Source organism: Raoultibacter timonensis, from assembly GCF_900240215.1.
GTDB lineage: Bacteria > Actinomycetota > Coriobacteriia > Coriobacteriales > Eggerthellaceae > Raoultibacter > Raoultibacter timonensis.
Genome location: NZ_LT964679.1, coordinates 2,513,288 through 2,530,698, shown reverse-complemented (window position 1 = coordinate 2,530,698; position 17,411 = coordinate 2,513,288). Strand labels below are relative to the sequence as shown.

Here is a 17,411-nt window from a genome sequence, read left to right as displayed (position 1 = left end):
CATCATGGCTGTTGACAACACGCGAGTCGAGGAGCGCCGTGCGGTAACGGTTGCTCCTCATCCCGCACCTGAAGAACCTCAAGCGGATCTGCCCGAACGAGCGGACGCCGAGCCCGAAGGGAGCAGCAACGCTCACGGGGGGTCGGTCGATGCAGAGCGGGCGGACGCTCGACCGCTTGCTGCACGTACGCGGCGGCAGAAAACGGCGGCCGCCGCCGTTGCGATTATGGCGGTGTGCCTCACCGGGTTTTCTGCGCTGCATCTCAGTGGCGGCATCGATACCGGCGGTTTTTTACAGACGACGGCAGGCTCGTCGCAGTCGGGTTCGCTGTCATCCAGGGGAGATAATGGGCCGGATCGGGGCGAGGGCGGTGCGGCTTTCGACGGTGCCGACGAAACCGAAGCGGAGCCAAGCGATTCCGCTTCGGTTCCGGACGGGCTCGGCGGCGAGGCGGGGTATGGTTCGCCGCCCGCGGCGGGCTCCGTCGGCTCGGCGGACGGCTTGGGGGAATCGTCCGCCGAGTCCGCGAGCGACGGCCCGGGTGGCGGTTCCGGGCAGAGCGCAGCGCAAAACCAAGCACCTGCAACCGTAACGGTTTCGGTATCGGTATCGAGCGAAAATGCCGACGGATCTGTTTTTGGCGGCGCGAACCCCACGTTTCCGCAGGGGGCGACCGCCTACGATGCGCTTTGCGCAACGGGGCTTCCGGTCGCCGCTTCGGGCGGTTACGTTTCGTCCATAGGCGGACTGTCGGAGCGCGATTCCCGCTACGGCCCATCAAGCGGATGGACGTACTCGGTCAACGGGTCGTTTCCGAGCGTTGCCTGCACCGAATACGTCCTCGATGACAGCGATGCGGTGCGATGGATCTACGTGGTGTAAATGCGCTTCGGGCAATGATGCTCTTTGCCGGACGCGTCTCGCGCTTTAAGGCTTCGGATCTTCGTTGATGATATCGATGACGTCTTGCTTCGAGTGGACACCGAGCTTCTGGTAGACGTTCCTCACGTGCGATTTCACGGTATTTTCCGAAAGGGTGAACTTCTCGGCCATGTACTGAGTCGAGCGCCCTTGCGCCAGACATGCGAGGATATCGCTTTCCCGGGGCGTGAGCTGCGCTTGCTCCGCGAGGTTTCTGCATCGCCACTCGAATCGATCGTCGCCGTTGGGCATCGTCAGCTCCAAGGCCTTTCCGGTTTTCGCGTCGTCCCCGGCGGTGCCCGCCGAATAATCGGCGATGCTTCGATCTTTGAGTACGAACAGCACGACGGTGGAAAGCAGGTACACGGCTACGAGGGCAAGCGCCATGATGGCAACGCCGCCCGTTTCGATGAATCCCGAAAACGTATAGCCGATCGCCACACCGAGAAGCGAGGCGAGCGCTATCGCCGCTTCGCTCGCGCCGTAAAGGACGAATGCCGGAAGCTTCGTCTGGTGCACGACGTTTGCGATGATGCACCATGAAATGACGTCCGAGATGAGCCATCCCATCGCAACCATGGAGTTGGCAACGCCACCGCCGCTGTTCCAGAAGAACGCGAGTAGGAGAAACCCGCCTGCGGCAATGGGTAGGGCGATGCGGTAGGCGATGGCGATGTTCACGCGTCGGGGAAACAGGATTGCCGGCAGGATCATGGCGATCACGACGAGCAGCGTAACGATGGTCGAGGTCAGTCGCGCTTCGTCGACGTTGACCGATTGCTGTCCCGAAACGAACAGCGTGAGATTGCTCATGAACGCGAAGGTGGCCGTGATGAACACCGGGCGCCAGAGGGATCCCAGCGCCTTGCGAAGAGAGGGCCGGTCCGCATCGGCGGTTTCGACGGTGCGGGCATCCATGCTCTTTTTGAGCATGATCGGCACGACGGCTATTCCGACGATGGCGATGACGAGTATCGCAAGCGGGGGAAGCTCGACGAAGAGCGCGTAAAACAAAAGCGATACGATGTAGGAGGAAAGCACGAACAGGTATGCGGCGCGCAGCGAAAGCGTTCCGCAGAATCGACCCCACAGCAAGAGCATGAGCGCATCGCCGACGCCGAGCAGACAGGCGGCGATGGCGAGCAAAAGCGTGCTTTCCGATGGTCCGAAGCTGAATCCGCTCATCCTGAGGATGATGGTCGAGAGGGCGATTCCGATCACGAGGAGCAGTGCTGCGCATATCGAAAGCGTGCTGGTTGCCGTAAAGCGCGGGTTTCTGTAGACGAGGACGGCGCATCCGGCAAAGACGAGAACCTTCACGGCGAAGAACACCCCGAGATAGCTTGCGGGGGCAAAGCCGGACAGATGAGCTTCGCCCATGAGCGGCATGACGTCATGCAGATAGGAGAAGCTGAACGCCAGGTACAGCGCAAAGCCGATATGGAATGGCTTCGTGCCCTTGATAGAATCGCGTATATGACTGGCTATCGAACCCATCGTGTTATGCGGCAGCCCCCAAACCGTACGGCAAAGATCCCGTTGAAATCCATGGTGGGCTCATCCCACCCGTCACGGGTGAGAATGATGATAGCTTACTTTCCCCTCGATTTCATCATTCGCGGGTGTGGCGTCGGTATTTCTCTGCCCATAGGATTGCTTGAGCATTGGAGTTTGCCGAGTGCGCTGTCGATCGGGAGGATCGGATCGGCGCAGATCAAGATCAAGGGAAAAGCTCGGCATTGAAGGAGAGAGGAATGCAATGAACGAAATCAAGCAGGGTTTGAGCCGTCGTGCGTTTTTGGGCTTGGGAGCGACCGCTGCGGTAGCGGCGGGGGCTGCGGGCCTCGTCGGCTGCGCGCCGGGCTCGGGTGCCGAAACGAAGGAGCCTTCCGGTCAGTCGGCTGGCCAGGCGACTTCGTCGCCGTCGGGCGAGCCGGCGTTTATGGCCAAGCCCGAGGTTCCCTCCGATGTCTTGGAAACCAAGAGCTGCGATGTGCTCGTGATCGGCTTGGGCATCTCGGGAATCGTCGCTGCGCGCGCGGCTTCCGAGGCCGGTGCCAAAGTGATCGGTATCGAGAAGCAGGCGCAGATCGGAACCATCGGGCTTTCGGGCGATTTCGGCATCTACGGCTCGAAGATACAGCAGGATCTCGGCATGGAGCTTGCGAGCAAAGAAGAAGTCGTCAACCAGCTTATGAAGGATATGACGTTCCGTCCGCATGCATCGCTTCTGTCGTATTGGTACGATCATTCGGGCGAGGATTTCGACTGGCTTATCTCTGAATCCGACTACGAAGTCGTACCTACGTCGGCAACGCCCGCAAGCGGCGAAAAGGAGAACGTCATCCGGCCGAAGTGCTATCCGGTTCTCGAAGGCTACGACCGCTCCAAAGAGCTGTTCCCGTTCTTCAACGGTTCGGTGACCACCGAGCCGAGCGTGGGCTGGTGCCTCGAGTCGTGCCAGCAGATCGCCGAGGCTAACGGTGCCGAGCTTCTGTTCGGCATGTTCGCCGAGCAGCTCATCACCGACGATTCCGGTCGCGTGACGGGCGCCTACGTACACGACAAGGGCGGCGACTATACGCAGATCGATGCCTCCAAGGGCGTAATCCTGTGCTGCGGCGACATTTCCGGCAACCCCGAAATGCTCGACTACTACGTGCCGTGGGTCGAGGGCATCGCGCCGTTCTATCCCAACCTCGACGTAAAGGGCGATGTTGCCAACACCGGCGACGGCCATCGCATGGGCATGTGGGCCGGCGGGCATATGGAGAAGGGCCCGCTCGCTCCGATGACCCATCATATGGGCGCGGCGCTCGGCGTTGATGCGTTTTTGCAGCTCAACGTGCGCGGCGAGCGCTTCATGAACGAGGATATCCCCGGACAGAACATCATGGACCAGTTGAGCACCCAGCCCGAAATGCGCGCATGGCAGATCATCGACTCGAAGTGGCCCGAGCAGCTTTCGGTGCAGGGAACCGGTCACGGCTATGTGAACTACTACATTCCCGAAAACGAAGCCGATCAGTGGCCGGCGGTTGTGGGCGAGGAGATGAGCGCGAGCTTCTCAGGCTATACGACCGACAGCATGTTCGAAGCGGCCATCACGCATAAAGCCGATACGATCGAGGAACTCGTCGAGATGATGGGCCTGCCGAAGGAAACCGCTCTCGCGTCGATCAATCGCTACAACGAGCTGTGTGCGAAGGGCGTCGATGAGGATTTCGGAAAAGATCCGCGTCGTCTGTTCCCCGTCGAGACCGGTCCGTTCTATGCGTGCGAGTTCGGCGATGCCGGCATGCTCGTGTGCATGGGCGGCCTCGATACCGATGCCGAGTGCCATGCGCTTGACGACAACATGGAGCCGATCCCCGGCCTCTACGTTGCCGGCAACACGATGGGCAACCGCTACAAGGTCGAGTACCCCGTAACCGAGGCGGGCATCAGCTTGGCGACGGCGCTCGTGTTCGGTCGCCTCGCCGGTACGAAAGCCGCGGCGGGGGAGTAGCCCGGCTTGTTGCCGTGCGCGTGCCCGATTATTCGGCTCATCCGCGTATCGAGCGGGTTCGACAGCCCTTTTCCCTCCCTCGTCGGATCGCTCGCGTATAGAGGCGGCTCTCATGAGACCACATGCAGCAACCCCCGCGCAAAGCGGGGGTTGCTGCGTCTCGCCCCGCTCTGCCGTCGGTATCCTGCAGGGCGCGAGCTTTTGCCGGCTGCGGGTTTTCGGCAGAAACCTGGAGCGGTACAGGTTTGCCTCGAAGGCCTGTAACCGTTAGTGAAATAGTCATAAAAGGCCTCTGTTCTGCGTTTATTGTGGTATGGGGATTGGTACAATGCGAACGGGATCGGTTATCCGCATCGCATGCTTGAGCTTACGCGATGCGCGTGTGCGCAAGGAAGGGACACGATGGGCGAGTACAAATGCAGCGCGAAAACGAGGAGAAAGATCTACGATATCGCGCAGGAGCTGTTTGCCGAAAAGGGGTACGGTGAAACATCGTTGATCGATATCGCGAAAAGAGCCCACGTATCGACAGGCACCCTCTATCGACATTACCCATCGAAGAGCTCCCTGCTCCTCTGCTCGGCAGACGAGAGCGTGTTCGGGTTCGAGGAGGCGGCAAGCGAGCTGCCTGCCAACATGGGCTGTCGGGACAGGATCGTAACCCTCTTCGCGAGAGGCATGGAAAACGGCATGAAGCTTTTCGCGGCGATCGACGGCGGGGGCCCTGCGAATCGTTCCGCCGAGCTGTATCTTGCCTATCGGTCGGCCGTATACGCTTCTCCGGAGTCGTTTGCCCGCGTATCGAAGAATCGCGCTGCGATAAGAAGCGCGTTCGAGCGGGTGCTCAAAGGGGGCGTCGAAAGCGGGGACGTGGTTTCGGGCGCCGATACGTTCGCCGTCGCCGATGTTCTCGTCTCGGTGTTTTTCCAGCATTACGATTCTGCTCTGCTCGGATACGACGAGGAAGGCGATGCTTTGTCGCTTGAGCGAAAAGCCATGGCGGTGCTCGATCCCGTGCTAGTTTGTGCGCAGTAGGCGCAAAGCAGGCGGTAAAAAACGCTGCATGTTTTCGTGTAATCATAGCAAAGCTTTTTTCTGATCAGGAAAAACAAAGAGCGTTTATGCGGTAACGCCAAAAACAAACGTTGCGTTTATGGCTCAACGCGCATCCCATGGGGATACTCCGTCATTGCGAGGGAATCGCTAGAGACAAGGAGTGAACATGGGTATCGAAGAGAAGACAACGATCAATCGCCGTGCGTTTCTGACTGGTGCAGCGGCAACGGGTGCGCTTGCCGCTGCAAGCGCGATGTTCGGGTGCGCCCCTGCTGCGCAGCCATCGGAGGCGGACGCTGCGGGAACCGGTGCGGCACCGTCGATAGGGACGGTCGATGGCTACTCGAGTGTGATCGACTGGCTCGGCAGCAAACCCGAGATATCGGATGATGAAATCGTCGAAACCGTTGATACGGAGGTGTTGGTGCTCGGCGGCGGCAACGCGGGCATTCAATGCGCGCTCGCCGCGGCGGAAGGTGGCGCAAAGGTCGATGTGGTTGAGAAGACGAGCGAGGAAAACCGCAAGGTAAAGGGTGAGGACATCGGGCACTGCAATTCGAAGTTCCTTATCGACCAAGGGTACGGCCCTTTTGATGTCGGTGAGATTGTCGAGGAGTTTTGTATCCGCTGCGGAGGCCGCGTGCGTCCCGAAATCGTGCGCAAGTACGTTGCCAATTCAGGTGAGGCAGTCGACCATATGATGGATCTTGTCCAATGGCCTGACGATCGCATCAAACTGGCGGTTACGACCATCGATCCCGATATAAGCCCCTGCGACCCGAGCCAAGTAATCTGTCAAGTACCCGGCATCGCGCTCGAAGGGTTTACCGATTGGCCTATGAAGCGCGGAGGCTATCGCAGTTGGCCAGGTACTGCCATGTTTATGGGGACCATACGTCATGATGTGGATAAGGAGAACGGCAACGGCGTCGGAGCGTTTTCCCGCCTTGACGAGGTTCAGCAGTTTTCGATTCTCAGAGGCCAAGAGCTTGGCGCAACGTGGCATTTCGAGGAAAGCGCAACCGTACTTGTGCAGGATGAGAACGGCAAGGTAACCGGAGCCATTACAAAAGGTCCTGATGGCTACGTTAAATACAACGCATCGAAAGCTGTGGTGCTTGCGACGGGCGACTACTGCCAGAATGCCGATATGCTCTGGGGTCTGCAAGATGAGCTCGTCGAATGGGCGATGCGCGCCGGTAAAACGAAGGAAGATCTCGTCGGCATGTCTCCTAACATGGGCGAGGGTATCAAGATGGCCTGTTGGGCGGGCGGATACATGGAGGCGTCACCCCGTGCAACCAACCAAAACGGCAGTGGGGCGAACGGTCCGTGGGGTGTCTGCCCCATGCTGTGGATCAATTCCAAAGGCGATCGTTTCATGAATGAAGCATCCGTTCAGCAGAATTTCCCTGAAATCCTTCGGCAGCCCAAGGGTTTGATCGCAGCCATAACGGATTCGAACTGGGCGGAAAGCGTGAAGAACGGCGCACCCGATCACGGTTCGCCGAACTTCGGGCGTCCGGAGTACTTTACCGAGCTGCAGGAAGATATGGCGAAAGTCGAGCTTGAAAACCCCGAGGGAACCGAATGCCGTACGATGTGCATTGCCGAGCGTACGCATAAAATCGTGTACGGTTCGAAAACGCTCGAGGGCTTGCTCGGTATTCTAGGGTATGAAGGCGAGGCACTTAAGAACGCGCTCGCCACGATCGATCATTACAACGAGCTTTGCCACGCGGGTGTCGATTCCGATTTCGGTAAAGACTCCGAATGCATGATCCCGATCAAGAACGGCCCCTTCTATGCTTCGACTGCAGAAAACCAGCGTTGGCTCGGTGTCGGGCTGGGCACTATGGGCGGCCTGGAAACCGACGACGCCATGAACGTTGTCGATAGGGACGGCAATCCTATCGAGGGTCTCTATGCAATAGGGCGTTGTCTGGGTGGGACGTTCGGTTTCTCGAATCCGAATCCTTGGGCCGGCAAGAACATTGGATCTGCGGTAACGCTCGGTCGCGTATGCGGCAAGCTGCTAACGGGTCAAGAAATCTCATAAGAGCGGCGTGCTGAGCGGTGTGCTTGGACGGCATCGATTCCATTCGAAGATCCATGAGGGTCGCGCGATTTCGATTTCGCATGGACGTGCATCTGCTCTGGCGGGATGTCGGTTATCGGCATCCCGCCTTAACGTATTGCGGCACTTTGCTTGAAGAGCGCGATCATCTCTTCTCGGGAGGATATGCCGAGCTTCTGATAGATGTGGTGAATGTGACCGCGTACGGTGCTTTCGGATATGAAGAGCGTCCGCGCGATGTAGGACGACGTGTGATCGGCCACCACATAGCCGAGAATCTCCGTTTCTCGATCGGTGAGCCCGTATGTTTCGGCTAAGGCGAAACATGTCGCCTCTCGGTCTCCTGCATCGTCATGCGGGGGAGCGCCAAAAGGGCTCGCTTCCTTTCCCATCCACGCCAATACGCTGGGTCGTATGGCGAGAAAGATAACGTATATGCAGGTAAGTGCTAAAAAGACACCAGTTACGTAATCGTTGCGTCCGACGATTGCAACAAGGGCTGTGCCGAGAAAGCCTCCGATGGCGAATGTGGCAACGGCGCTTCCGAGGATGAGTTCGGGCTCGAATTCATCCGCTGTCGTGAAGCCGATAATCGACGCGATAAAGAGCATGGAGGCGAACGCGTAGAACAGCATTGATCCATTGCGGGCGACGATGCCCTGCGGACTGTCGGGGGCGATCATGGTGACAACGATCAAGACGAGTCCTAGCACGGGGAGGATTACCTGGTAGATGAGCGAAAGGATGGGTCGTGTACTGTTGATGTACAGAAGGGGGATGATGCAAAGCCCCGAGAGCAGCGTTCCCATAAGGAAGCTCAGGTAGAACAAATACACGCGGTGATCACCTAAGGTGGCGAAAACGAGCGAGAACAAGAATATGCCGATGAGCGGTTCGGCGAGGTTTCCCAGCATGCGCCGGACGGGGCGGAGAGAGGCTTTGACGCTCGGTTCCGTTTCTCTCGATGGCCGATCTGTGACGTGACGCTCGTTCCAGAACGTGGGCTGAATAGCACTGGCTGCCGTAAGGAGGCAGAAAAGCACTGCGGTGATGGGAAAAGGAAGCGTGCCCATCGTGTTCATCAAAAGCACGGCGATGACGCATGAAAGGGCGATGTGGAGCAGGGATTTCTGCATAGAACATCCAGCGTAGGTTTCCCCCCAGGCGAGAAGAACCGAGGCTGCCGATATCCCCGCAAAAAAGCCGGAGGCAATCTGAAGGGGTAACGTTCCCTCGAATGCGACAAGCAGCAAGAAGCCTCCCGCCCCAAGGGCCGTGGAGCCGAATCGCAGCACCTTCTCGATCGCTTGTTTTCCAGTGACGTTTCGGGGGGCTTTTTGGGCAAGCGTAATGCAGACGATGGCATAAATGGCGCACGAAGCGAACGCCGTCAGGGAGAACGGCATGATAAACGTTTCGAAGTATCCGAAATTCACAAAGGAATGCAAGGCGGGCTCGTAGATGAGCAGGGTGGCTATAACGGTAGAAAACCCCAGGTATATCGGCTCGACGACGAGCTTCCGATTCTTTTCCATCGTTCCTCCAGATGACAAGGTAAATTCGTTCGAGCGGCTTCGCGCGATGTGCTTATTATACGGGCAATGCTCCATTCCGCAGCATGGGCGACACCTTGTTGATTGGCTGTGCTTGTTGTTTGCGATGATCGCATCCGCACAGCACCTGGAAATAAAAAACGAAACGGCCGTGCACTCGATAGGTACATGACCGTTTCGTTTTTCATTTCCAGATCGCCTTATTCGAGCGCTTTCGACGTTTCTGTACCGAAAGCGCTCCGTGCACCTACGAGAACACGACGATGGCGCCGGGGTCCTTGATGCGCAGCGCTGCGGTCTCCATGATGCGGAAGTGGTGGTTGAAGTCCACGAGCTCGGCATAGCCCACCGAGAAGTCGAGTCCTACCGCGAGGTCGAGGTACTCGGGCTCAGCGCACACGAGTACGGCTTTGCCTGCACCGAAGCTGCCGTACATGTACACGTTGTCGCCGATGAGCTTCTTCACGCGGTCGATCTCGAGCATGCCGAGGGAGGGTTGCAGGCGCTGGAGGTCGAGGTAGACATCGGGGCTCACCACGAGTGCGTAGCGCCCGAGATAGCCGTTCTTTGCCAGCTCGGCCACTGCTTTTGCCACGTCGGAGTAACCGTTCTCATCCTTCTTCCAGTCGGTCTTCTTTATCTTTGCCGCGTCCTTGGCGTTGGCCAGGCCCTGCGTGCCGAGCGTTGCGTTGCCGAGCAGGATGAGCTCGTCCTCGCGACGTGCTGCCTGCTTGGCTGCGCGTGCGGCGTTGGCGAGGTCGAGCGGGTAGCCGGTCTGCTTGGCGTATTCGAGATCGCGGCCGAGGATGGTGAAATCCTCGAACAGCATGGGCAGTTCGAGCTGCGTGCGTCCGGCTATGCGGCCGATGCCGTCCTCGAGAATCTCCTCTTTGCCCACGCCGTCAACCGCGACCGAGGTGGAGCCGGGACCGATGGGGCCGAATAGCTTCAAGAAGCGGCGGCAGACGATCTGCTCTTTGATGGCGCCGATGACGGTGCCGTCGATCTGCTGCCACAGTTCGTCGGATAGATCGGCGCTTTCGCGTGCCAGGTAATCCATGATGATCACTTCCTGTTCGGGTTATTCGGATAGATCGCCGACGGTCGGGCCCGAAGCGGGCTTCGGAGTTGCGTCGATGCGCAGGTCTTCAAGCATCTCGTTCACTTCGCCTTCGCCGTCCAAGAACAGCTCGGTCTCCTTCGGATCCAGATAGCGCATGAGGGTGATAAGCTCTCCCATGTGGGCCTTCTCTTCATCGCGGATGTCGGCGAGGACCTTCTTGGCTGCGGGATCATCGGTTGCGAGGTAGTGCGATTCGTACAAATAGATTGCTTCGAGTTCTCCTGCGATATCGAGGCGAAGCGCCTGCATAAGCTCGGCGTTCGACATCTTGCGATCGACATTGCCTGCAAAGGGGTTTGCGAATGACGGCATGGTGATCTCCTTCTTTCCCGCTTCGGGCGTACGGCTTCGAAGCTCCGGGTTCTGTTGTCGTTTCGCAATCATACGCCCGTGAAGACGGGTGTGCGAAGACCGTTGTCAAACGGTGCGCACATCGATACCGTTTTGTGATCTGATGTGCATATGCGTGTGCTATGGGCGGCGAAAGCGCCAGGGGCGCTGGACGGCAGATTTTTCCTACAGGGTGGAAGAGATCATTTGAGCGAGGTAATAGGGAAGGCCGTAGGAGGTTGCGGTCAGCAGAAACACGATTACGACAACGACGATGAATCGTTTCTTGCGCATCACGACGAGCGCGATGAACTCGCGAAGAAGCGCGTTTGGAAGGTAGTACAGTGCGGTGGGCGCACCGATGCCGTCGATCTTCAGCCCCGCTTTGCGCGCGTAGATGCCCGCTCTCATCACATGGTAGCTGCTTGTGGAGAAAATCGCTTTGTATCCCCCGGGCGAGCGAGCGTCCATCAGGGATTTTGAAAAAGCCATGTTCTCGGCGGTGTTGGTCGATTTGTCTTCGACGAGCACGTGGGCGGGATCGTATCCTGCGTCGATCGCGAACTGCGCCATGGCCCGAGCCTCTGCCAGAGGCTCGTCGGGGCCTTGCCCCCCTGACATAACGAGTACGGGAAGCTTCTCGGTTTTGTCGCACTGCTTGCGGGCGAACTGGATGGCGCGGCGTATCCTGCCGGCCAACAGCGGTGTCACGCGACCCTCGATGAGCCCGCTTCCCAGCACTACGATGTAGTCTTTATCTCTCTTCGGGCGGGCGATCGAGCACAGAGCCGTTGTAACGAGGAACACGAAGACGACGAAGGTGTAGATCGCCACGATGGACGTGATGCCAGCCCAGATGGCTTGAAGCCAGATGGGGATGGATTCCGACGCGACGAACCATGACACGATGACGAGTGCGATGATGCCGATGGCTGCGATAAGCGTAAGCGAGTTAGACAGAGACCTGCCTTCTTTGCGGAACACGACGCGTGCGTTGTGGAGAAGATAGCCGACGAGGATATATATTCCGAACAGGGGAACGATGAGCGCAATGCCTGCTAGCGCGATAAGCGGATACAGCAAAAACGGGTTTGCGGGATGCTGGCCGACGGCAATCGTATACGTTGCTACGAGTGCAAACAAGAACATGCCGAAGGTGAATCCCGACATAAGGCTGGTCTTATTCGTGCGGTATATGAGAAAGAAGACGCCGAATAGCACGGCTGTGACTATGCAGGATGCGGCGATTACTTCCATGGCGGCGAGTCGGCGGCTGCGGTCTTATTGCTTGACGATCATAACCGGCATGGGGGCCGTGCGGAGCACATGGCTGCTTACGCTGCCGAGAATGCCGCGCAGTGCACCGAGGCCGCGCGATCCCATGACGATGAGCTCCGCTTCATGCTCTTTGGCGTAGGCGACGATCTGGTCGCCGGGAAGCGTTTCCTCCACGATATCGATACCCACACGGCTGCCGCCGACGGCGATCACCGGATCGATATGCTCATGGAGTTCGGTATCGGCTTCGTGGATCACTTCGTCGAAGAGGGCCCGCAGGGCAACGGATGAGGGTTTCGGAGCATCGGGCGTTCCGCTTTTCGCTTCGAGTTTGTCGATCACCCGCTGCTCGGTGTCGACGATGTGCAGGATGCGAACGGTCGAGTCGGAATCGAGCGTTGCGATCTTCATGGCTTCGATCAGGGCCGCGTGGGCCGATTCCGAGTTGTCGTAGGGGACGACGATGGTCTTGTACAGCATGCGATTTCCTCTTCCCGCGTAGGCCGATGGGTTCATTATAGCGAACGGAATGCCATCGGAGTTCGCGGTAGTGCTCGGTTACCGACTCGAAACGAGGACCGAGGTGCGCTGGAAGGCCAAGGTGCGCAGGAAGGCCGAGGTGCGCGGAAGGCCGATCACCTCGGCGGACGATACGCAAAGAAGGCCGATGACGTGCTCGGCCTTCTTTGCGTTGTGCGCTCGTGCGAAGCGTCGGCGATGGCTCTATTCGCCGAACATGTCCTTGGCAAGGGCGAGGCCCTGTGACATGACGGCCACGCCGGCCATCCCGCATGCGCATTCGCCGAGTGCGCGCAGTCCCTCGATTACCGTGCCGTCTTCACGCAGCGCACGGTAACCGCCTACGACGTCGGTGGTGATGCCGCCTGTGGTGATGTGCATGGCCCAGGTGCGCGGCGAAGCGTAGAAAGGAGCATTCTCGATCGGGCTCAGGTTCGAGAAGACCGTTCTTCCGAAATCGGGATCCTCCTTTGCGCGCGCGATCTCGTTGTAGCGGTCGATCGTCGCCTTAAGCGTTTGCGGGTCGCAGCCGATCTGTTCGGCGAGTTCCTCGATGGTGTCAGCCACGTAGAGCTGCTTCTGATCGATAAGATTCTGCATGTCGCGGCCGTAGCGGTTCTTGTCGCCCTCGACGCGGCTCGTGTCGGCGTCCGATATCATGAACATCATCTGGTCGGGTTGGGCCATGATGTTCTCGGTCATGGTGTAGCGGTCGAGCACTTCGTCCATGAAGCGCTTACCTTCTTTGTTGACGATCACGCAATCGATGTCATCGCCGACCGTGGTCTCATCGGTGGCGTTCTGGCAGTCGGCGAACGGGAAGGGCATCTGCAGGTGCATGAGCGCAAGTCCGCATCCAACCGAAAGGCCCATGGTGATGCCGTCGCCGTCGTGGCCGTAGCAGTTGGTCGTGGGGATGGCTTGGGTGTCCGACCAGTTCCAGATCTGGTTGTACTCGCGCAGCATATCGGGGTTGCCCGAGAATCCGCCGGTTGCCAGGACGACTCCCTGCGAGGTGCGGATGTTGTAGGTGGTTCCGTCTTCGCCGACGGCTACCAAACCGACGACCGCATCGCCTTCGGTGATGAGCTCGGTGGCGGGCGTGGTCAGCATGACTTGCACGTCGCAGCCGTTTTGGATGGCCTTATCGTAGAACTGGAAGTAGCTCTGTCCGCAGCGACCTTCGGCGGGAACCGCCCAGCGAGGCCACGGGTACCCGACGATGCCGACAGCTTCTTTGAACTTGAAGCCCGAATCGACGAGCCAATCGCCGAACTCCTTCTCGCGCACCGTCACCTGATGGGAGTTGTCGAAATCTTCGCAGTCGGGAAGGTTGTATTCGACGGATTCGAGGATCGTCGAATCGAAGCACCGCGTTTCACCGGATGCTAACCAGTCGGCCCACTGCTGCTTGAGCTCGTCGAGGTAGGTCGCGGGAATGGCCGATTGCTCGGCGGCTGCGATCTTCGCGTCGACCTCGGCTTTCTGCGCGTCGGTCATGGTCGGACGCAACTCGACGGGCGTTTCAGGGTACTCGAGGTAGCCGCCGCAGACGAGGCCGTTGCCGCCGATGTTGCAGCTCTTCTCCACGACGATCACCTTGGCGCCCCGTTGCGCGCAACAGACTGCTGCCGCCATGCCCGAGGCGCCGGCGCCGGCAACGACGACGTCGGCTTCGAGATCGACGACCTCGGTCGACTTCGCAGGCGCTTCGTAGTTCGCTTTGAGGGCCTTCGCATCGCCGCCCGCTTGCTTCACGCAGTCTTCGGCGGCGGTCAGAATCGCCATACTCGTGAGCGTGGCTCCCGTGATGGTGTCGAGGTTGAGCGTTTGGTGTTCGGCGATGAGTGCGGGGATTTCCTCGATGGCGCGATCCGAGATGTACTCGGTTTCTTCGTGCTTGGCTACCTTGGCGCTTGCGATGCTGTCGCTCTCGAACGTCATCTCGACGGTAACGGGTGCAAATTTGCCCTGGGCCGAAGCGGTGTAGGTGCCCGCCGTGAAACTCGTCTGCTGCTCGCTCGTTGCGGCGGGCGCACAGCCGGAAAGCCCGAACACGGCTATCGATACGCCGGCTATCGTTGCTGTTTTCATGAACGTGCGACGGCTCATCGGCGTTCCGTTTGAAGCTGATGAATGGTTTGATTCCATAATGTCCTCCCAAGTTGATGCGGTGCAATTCCTGCCTCAGCCGAACGGCCGGCATCGGCAAGCCGCAGTATGCAGACAAATCGAATTGCGCACATCTCCCCATGGCGCAGCGTGGGGTGTATTTTTGTAACCCGCATGTAAACCGCTGCTCGAAAACCCATCCCTCTGTATATAATGCTTGCGGGGGTGGGAGCGTGCGAACCGAGACAGTGCAAGACGATAGAGCGGTGAACAATGATGATCGGCCTTTCGCTACCGGGCGAAAGCTCGGCGATCTCAAGCACTTGTCGCTGTGCTTTTTCGGATTCGCTTTCATCCGCGCATGGGACGATATGGCGTTCTACCGATTTTCAGCGCTGGTGCCCGGTCAGGCGTGGATCGGGCAGGATCTGTTTCTCCTTGCGATGATCGCCGTGTTCGCGCCGCTGGCCGTTTTCGCGCGCAAGGTCGCACCGCTCTACGAGAAGCCGTGGTCTATGCCTACGGCAACGGCTGCGCTCATCGCGTCGACGGTGCTTTGGGTTGCAAGCGGCGTTGGCGGCGATGCGGGATTCGCGCTCATGATCGCCTCGATCGTATGCGCGGGTGCGGGCGCGTCGCTCTCCATTCTTATGTGGGCGGAGCTCCAGAGCTGCTTCAACCCGTTCCGTGTGGTGATCTACGTGTCGGGTGCGTTCTTCCTCGGCGCCATCATGGGGTGGCTCTTCGTGGGGATGGGCCTTGAGCGGCTATCGTTCGTGCTGGTTGTACTCCCGCTGCTCTCGCTCGTTTGCCTGAAGATCGGGTTTGCGAAGATCCCGAAGGCCGATCTGCCGAAGCGGACGTGGGGCAAGATGCGCTTCCCGTGGGGCCTTATCGTCGTGCTCGGCATCTACCAGTTCATCTTCGGATTCCATGCGGCCGACGATATCTCGATGGTGAGCCCCTCGGTATGGGGCACTATCATCGCGGCGGGCGCGCTGTTTCTGGCCACGTACCTCTTGTCTCATCGCTTCGACTTCACGTTCATCTACCGTACGCCGTTCGTTCTCATGACGTGCGGTCTGCTCATAACCCTGCTCGCCTTCTCGAAAAGCAATGTGGTGGGAAGCCTTTTCATATCGACAGCCTACACGTCGATGTTCTTGGTAATCACGATTCTCCTGTGCGACATATCGCATCGCTACGGCATATCGGTACTCGTTCTGTGCGGCATCCAGGAGGTTGCGACGGTAACCGTGGTGGGGGGAGATCTGCTCGAAAGCTCGATGAACGCAGGGCTTCTGCCCGTGCGCGCCGATGACACCATCGTAATCGTGGTGCTGACGATCCTCGTGGTCATTGCAACGGTAGCGCTCCTGTTCGAGCGGAAGGCATCGGAGGAATGGGGCCTCGCGTTCTTCGGCGCCGATAAGATCGCCGAAGACGGCGACGAGGCGAGCCGCTTTGCGCTGCGCTGCGCCGAGATCGCCGACCGCTATCGGCTTTCGCCGCGCGAGAAGGAAGTGTTCTGGCTGCTCACTTCCGAGAAGACGCTTCCCGAAATAGCGAAAGAACTCTACATTGCAACGGGTACGCTCAAATCTCATACGCGTCGCATCTATCAGAAGCTCGATGTGCACAGCCGTCAGGAGATGATGGATTTGATCGAGGTCGAGGCCTATGACGGTGCGGTCGACGGCAGCAAAAAGCCTGCGGGCAAAAGCGATGCCGCGCAGGTTTGACGGCCCGTAAGCCCGTAGGTCCGTAGGTCCGATGCGTTGTGATGGCTTGAATTCCCAGTTCGGCCCCAAGGCCGGGGGAGCGGATCGGGCTAGAAAGCTCCGAGCGCTTTGCGAGATGCGAGCACTTCGTCTTGCTGGTTCAGCACATCTTTGCGCATGCGCTGGAAGTTCCAGATCGTCAGCACCAGGCACGTAAAAGTATAGGCGAGGGTGACGATGCTCTTCTCTGTTTCGAACAGCGGGACGATGTTCGCCTTGCTGGCGAAGGCGTACGCCATGATCAGCAGATAGGGAACCAGCAGCAGGTATTCGAACCGGTAGTACCGGGCTACGATGTAGGTGCAGTTCTTGAACAGGCGTTTGCTGATAATGAACAGCGCGATACCGCAATGCATGGCGATAAGCGCACCGAAGAACCAGGGCATGGGCGTAAACTGGAGCAAGGTAATGAAACCGAACGTGAGCAGCGCGGCAAGTGCGAACAGCGCAAGGCCCGTGTTCGTGGTGCGTGGTAAATCGGCCATGTCATCCCTTTCTTGTCGATCAGAGAAGATATACCCTTTTTCGGCTTTGTTCCATGCACCGCTCGTCTGATATCCGCGAAAAACGCATCATTCATCGGGATTTACCCTTGCCATGACGTAACGTCATGGGGGTAGAGTGCTTCGTCGCGCAAACATGATCTTTGCGCTTGCATATCGAGAAGCGAGGAGAAATCGAACATGCCCGTACCCGTAATGATCGGAGCGCTGCTTGCCACGACAGCGCTTATCCTGTACACCGTCGGCATCTTGATGACGGTGATAACCGGGAAGGTGAAGAAACGCAACGTCATCATGCAGACCATCGCCGTCGTATGCGATGCGATTGCGACGGTCTGCATGATGATCCAGGCGCAAGGTCTTATTCCGGCGGATTTCCACGGATGGATCGGCTATACCGCGCTCGCGCTCATGGTGGTCGATCTCGTGTTCGTGATACGCCATCGCGCAGATGGCAAGGCGTCGAGCCCGATGCGCATCTACGCGGCTATCGCTCTCGTGTTCTGGATCGTGTCGTACTCGCTCGGTTTCATGAAGATGGGATAGCTTCGAGGCTGTTGACGGCGTCCGCGCGCTTGCTGGTTGGCAGGTGGGCGTGCGGCATTCGATTGGAGTTGGGGTCGCGGGTTTGATGTTGCCAGAGGCCCGT

The 17,411-nt window shown here is 58.8% G+C and carries 14 protein-coding genes; 6 read left to right on the top strand and 8 right to left on the bottom strand.

The genetic code is table 11. The annotated features are described in order from the left end of the window. The first annotated feature begins 4 nt into the window (after window positions 1-4). Window positions 5-883, top strand: a complete 879-nt coding sequence (locus tag C1722_RS11010) for a DUF4430 domain-containing protein (RefSeq protein ID WP_244902531.1) — start codon at window positions 5-7, stop codon at window positions 881-883. A gap of 45 nt (window positions 884-928) precedes the next feature. Here C1722_RS11010 and C1722_RS11005 read toward each other — a convergent pair whose 3' ends face one another. Next, a complete protein-coding gene (locus C1722_RS11005; RefSeq protein ID WP_102379275.1) occupies window positions 929-2,419 on the bottom strand; it encodes a LuxR family transcriptional regulator in 1,491 nt (496 codons plus the stop codon). Window positions 2,420-2,681: 262 nt separating this feature from the next. Here C1722_RS11005 and C1722_RS11000 point away from each other — a divergent pair, with 262 nt between their 5' ends. The 3 genes from C1722_RS11000 to C1722_RS10990 all read left to right on the top strand — a co-directional run bounded on the left by C1722_RS11000 (window position 2,682) and on the right by C1722_RS10990 (window position 7,545). Continuing rightward, window positions 2,682-4,430 carry an FAD-dependent oxidoreductase gene (locus C1722_RS11000; RefSeq protein WP_102379274.1) on the top strand — a complete coding sequence of 583 codons (1,749 nt, stop codon included), beginning with the start codon at window positions 2,682-2,684 and terminating at the stop codon, window positions 4,428-4,430. A gap of 402 nt (window positions 4,431-4,832) precedes the next feature. Next, window positions 4,833-5,465: a TetR/AcrR family transcriptional regulator gene (locus C1722_RS10995; RefSeq protein WP_180995161.1), complete on the top strand. Its 633-nt coding sequence runs from the start codon at window positions 4,833-4,835 to the stop codon at window positions 5,463-5,465. A 187-nt stretch (window positions 5,466-5,652) separates the two neighbouring features. Beyond that, complete coding sequence (locus C1722_RS10990; RefSeq protein WP_102379272.1) at window positions 5,653-7,545, top strand: FAD-binding protein; 1,893 nt, start codon at window positions 5,653-5,655, stop codon at window positions 7,543-7,545. A 128-nt stretch (window positions 7,546-7,673) separates the two neighbouring features. On the opposite strand, the gene C1722_RS17610 is transcribed toward C1722_RS10990, so the two are convergent. The 6 genes from C1722_RS17610 to C1722_RS10960 form a co-directional block, all read right to left on the bottom strand. Beyond that, on the bottom strand, window positions 7,674-9,098 hold the full coding sequence (locus C1722_RS17610; RefSeq protein WP_280522945.1) for a helix-turn-helix transcriptional regulator: 1,425 nt from the start codon (window positions 9,096-9,098) through the stop codon (window positions 7,674-7,676). A 265-nt stretch (window positions 9,099-9,363) separates the two neighbouring features. Continuing rightward, window positions 9,364-10,176 (bottom strand): family 1 encapsulin nanocompartment shell protein, encoded by an 813-nt coding sequence (locus tag C1722_RS10980; RefSeq protein ID WP_102379631.1) that lies wholly within the window; start codon window positions 10,174-10,176, stop codon window positions 9,364-9,366. Between the two features lie 21 nt (window positions 10,177-10,197). After that, on the bottom strand, window positions 10,198-10,551 hold the full coding sequence (locus C1722_RS10975) for a demethoxyubiquinone hydroxylase family protein (RefSeq protein WP_102379270.1): 354 nt from the start codon (window positions 10,549-10,551) through the stop codon (window positions 10,198-10,200). A 204-nt stretch (window positions 10,552-10,755) separates the two neighbouring features. Beyond that, on the bottom strand, window positions 10,756-11,826 hold the full coding sequence (locus C1722_RS10970; protein ID WP_102379269.1) for a YdcF family protein: 1,071 nt from the start codon (window positions 11,824-11,826) through the stop codon (window positions 10,756-10,758). 24 nt (window positions 11,827-11,850) lie between these two features. Beyond that, the gene (locus C1722_RS10965; protein ID WP_102379268.1) at window positions 11,851-12,327 is read right to left on the bottom strand and encodes a universal stress protein; all 477 of its coding nucleotides are present in this window, start codon (window positions 12,325-12,327) and stop codon (window positions 11,851-11,853) included. A 243-nt stretch (window positions 12,328-12,570) separates the two neighbouring features. Further along, complete coding sequence (locus tag C1722_RS10960; RefSeq protein WP_219724297.1) at window positions 12,571-14,460, bottom strand: FAD-dependent oxidoreductase; 1,890 nt, start codon at window positions 14,458-14,460, stop codon at window positions 12,571-12,573. 284 nt (window positions 14,461-14,744) lie between these two features. On the opposite strand from C1722_RS10960, the gene C1722_RS10955 reads away from it, so the two are divergent. Next, window positions 14,745-16,220, top strand: a complete 1,476-nt coding sequence (locus C1722_RS10955) for a helix-turn-helix transcriptional regulator (RefSeq protein WP_180995159.1) — start codon at window positions 14,745-14,747, stop codon at window positions 16,218-16,220. Window positions 16,221-16,309: 89 nt separating this feature from the next. On the opposite strand, the gene C1722_RS10950 is transcribed toward C1722_RS10955, so the two are convergent. Then, window positions 16,310-16,744: a hypothetical protein gene (locus C1722_RS10950; RefSeq protein WP_102379265.1), complete on the bottom strand. Its 435-nt coding sequence runs from the start codon at window positions 16,742-16,744 to the stop codon at window positions 16,310-16,312. Between the two features lie 198 nt (window positions 16,745-16,942). On the opposite strand from C1722_RS10950, the gene C1722_RS10945 reads away from it, so the two are divergent. Next, window positions 16,943-17,308: a hypothetical protein gene (locus C1722_RS10945; protein WP_102379264.1), complete on the top strand. Its 366-nt coding sequence runs from the start codon at window positions 16,943-16,945 to the stop codon at window positions 17,306-17,308. Window positions 17,309-17,411: the final 103 nt, after the last annotated feature.

What these genes read in the sequence shown, in the direction of transcription:
- C1722_RS17610 (WP_280522945.1), bottom strand. Translation starts at nt 9,098, where the DNA reads ATGGAAAAGAATCGGAAGCTCGTCGTCGAGCCGATATACCTGGGGTTT.
- C1722_RS10975 (WP_102379270.1), bottom strand. Translation starts at nt 10,551, where the DNA reads ATGCCGTCATTCGCAAACCCCTTTGCAGGCAATGTCGATCGCAAGATG.
- C1722_RS10965 (WP_102379268.1), bottom strand. Translation starts at nt 12,327, where the DNA reads ATGCTGTACAAGACCATCGTCGTCCCCTACGACAACTCGGAATCGGCC.
- C1722_RS11010 (WP_244902531.1), top strand. Translation starts at nt 5, where the DNA reads ATGGCTGTTGACAACACGCGAGTCGAGGAGCGCCGTGCGGTAACGGTT.
- C1722_RS10980 (WP_102379631.1), bottom strand. Translation starts at nt 10,176, where the DNA reads ATGGATTACCTGGCACGCGAAAGCGCCGATCTATCCGACGAACTGTGG.
- C1722_RS10970 (WP_102379269.1), bottom strand. Translation starts at nt 11,826, where the DNA reads ATGGAAGTAATCGCCGCATCCTGCATAGTCACAGCCGTGCTATTCGGC.
- C1722_RS10945 (WP_102379264.1), top strand. Translation starts at nt 16,943, where the DNA reads ATGCCCGTACCCGTAATGATCGGAGCGCTGCTTGCCACGACAGCGCTT.
- C1722_RS10990 (WP_102379272.1), top strand. Translation starts at nt 5,653, where the DNA reads ATGGGTATCGAAGAGAAGACAACGATCAATCGCCGTGCGTTTCTGACT.
- C1722_RS10950 (WP_102379265.1), bottom strand. Translation starts at nt 16,744, where the DNA reads ATGGCCGATTTACCACGCACCACGAACACGGGCCTTGCGCTGTTCGCA.
- C1722_RS10960 (WP_219724297.1), bottom strand. Translation starts at nt 14,460, where the DNA reads ATGAAAACAGCAACGATAGCCGGCGTATCGATAGCCGTGTTCGGGCTT.
- C1722_RS11000 (WP_102379274.1), top strand. Translation starts at nt 2,682, where the DNA reads ATGAACGAAATCAAGCAGGGTTTGAGCCGTCGTGCGTTTTTGGGCTTG.
- C1722_RS10995 (WP_180995161.1), top strand. Translation starts at nt 4,833, where the DNA reads ATGGGCGAGTACAAATGCAGCGCGAAAACGAGGAGAAAGATCTACGAT.
- C1722_RS11005 (WP_102379275.1), bottom strand. Translation starts at nt 2,419, where the DNA reads ATGGGTTCGATAGCCAGTCATATACGCGATTCTATCAAGGGCACGAAG.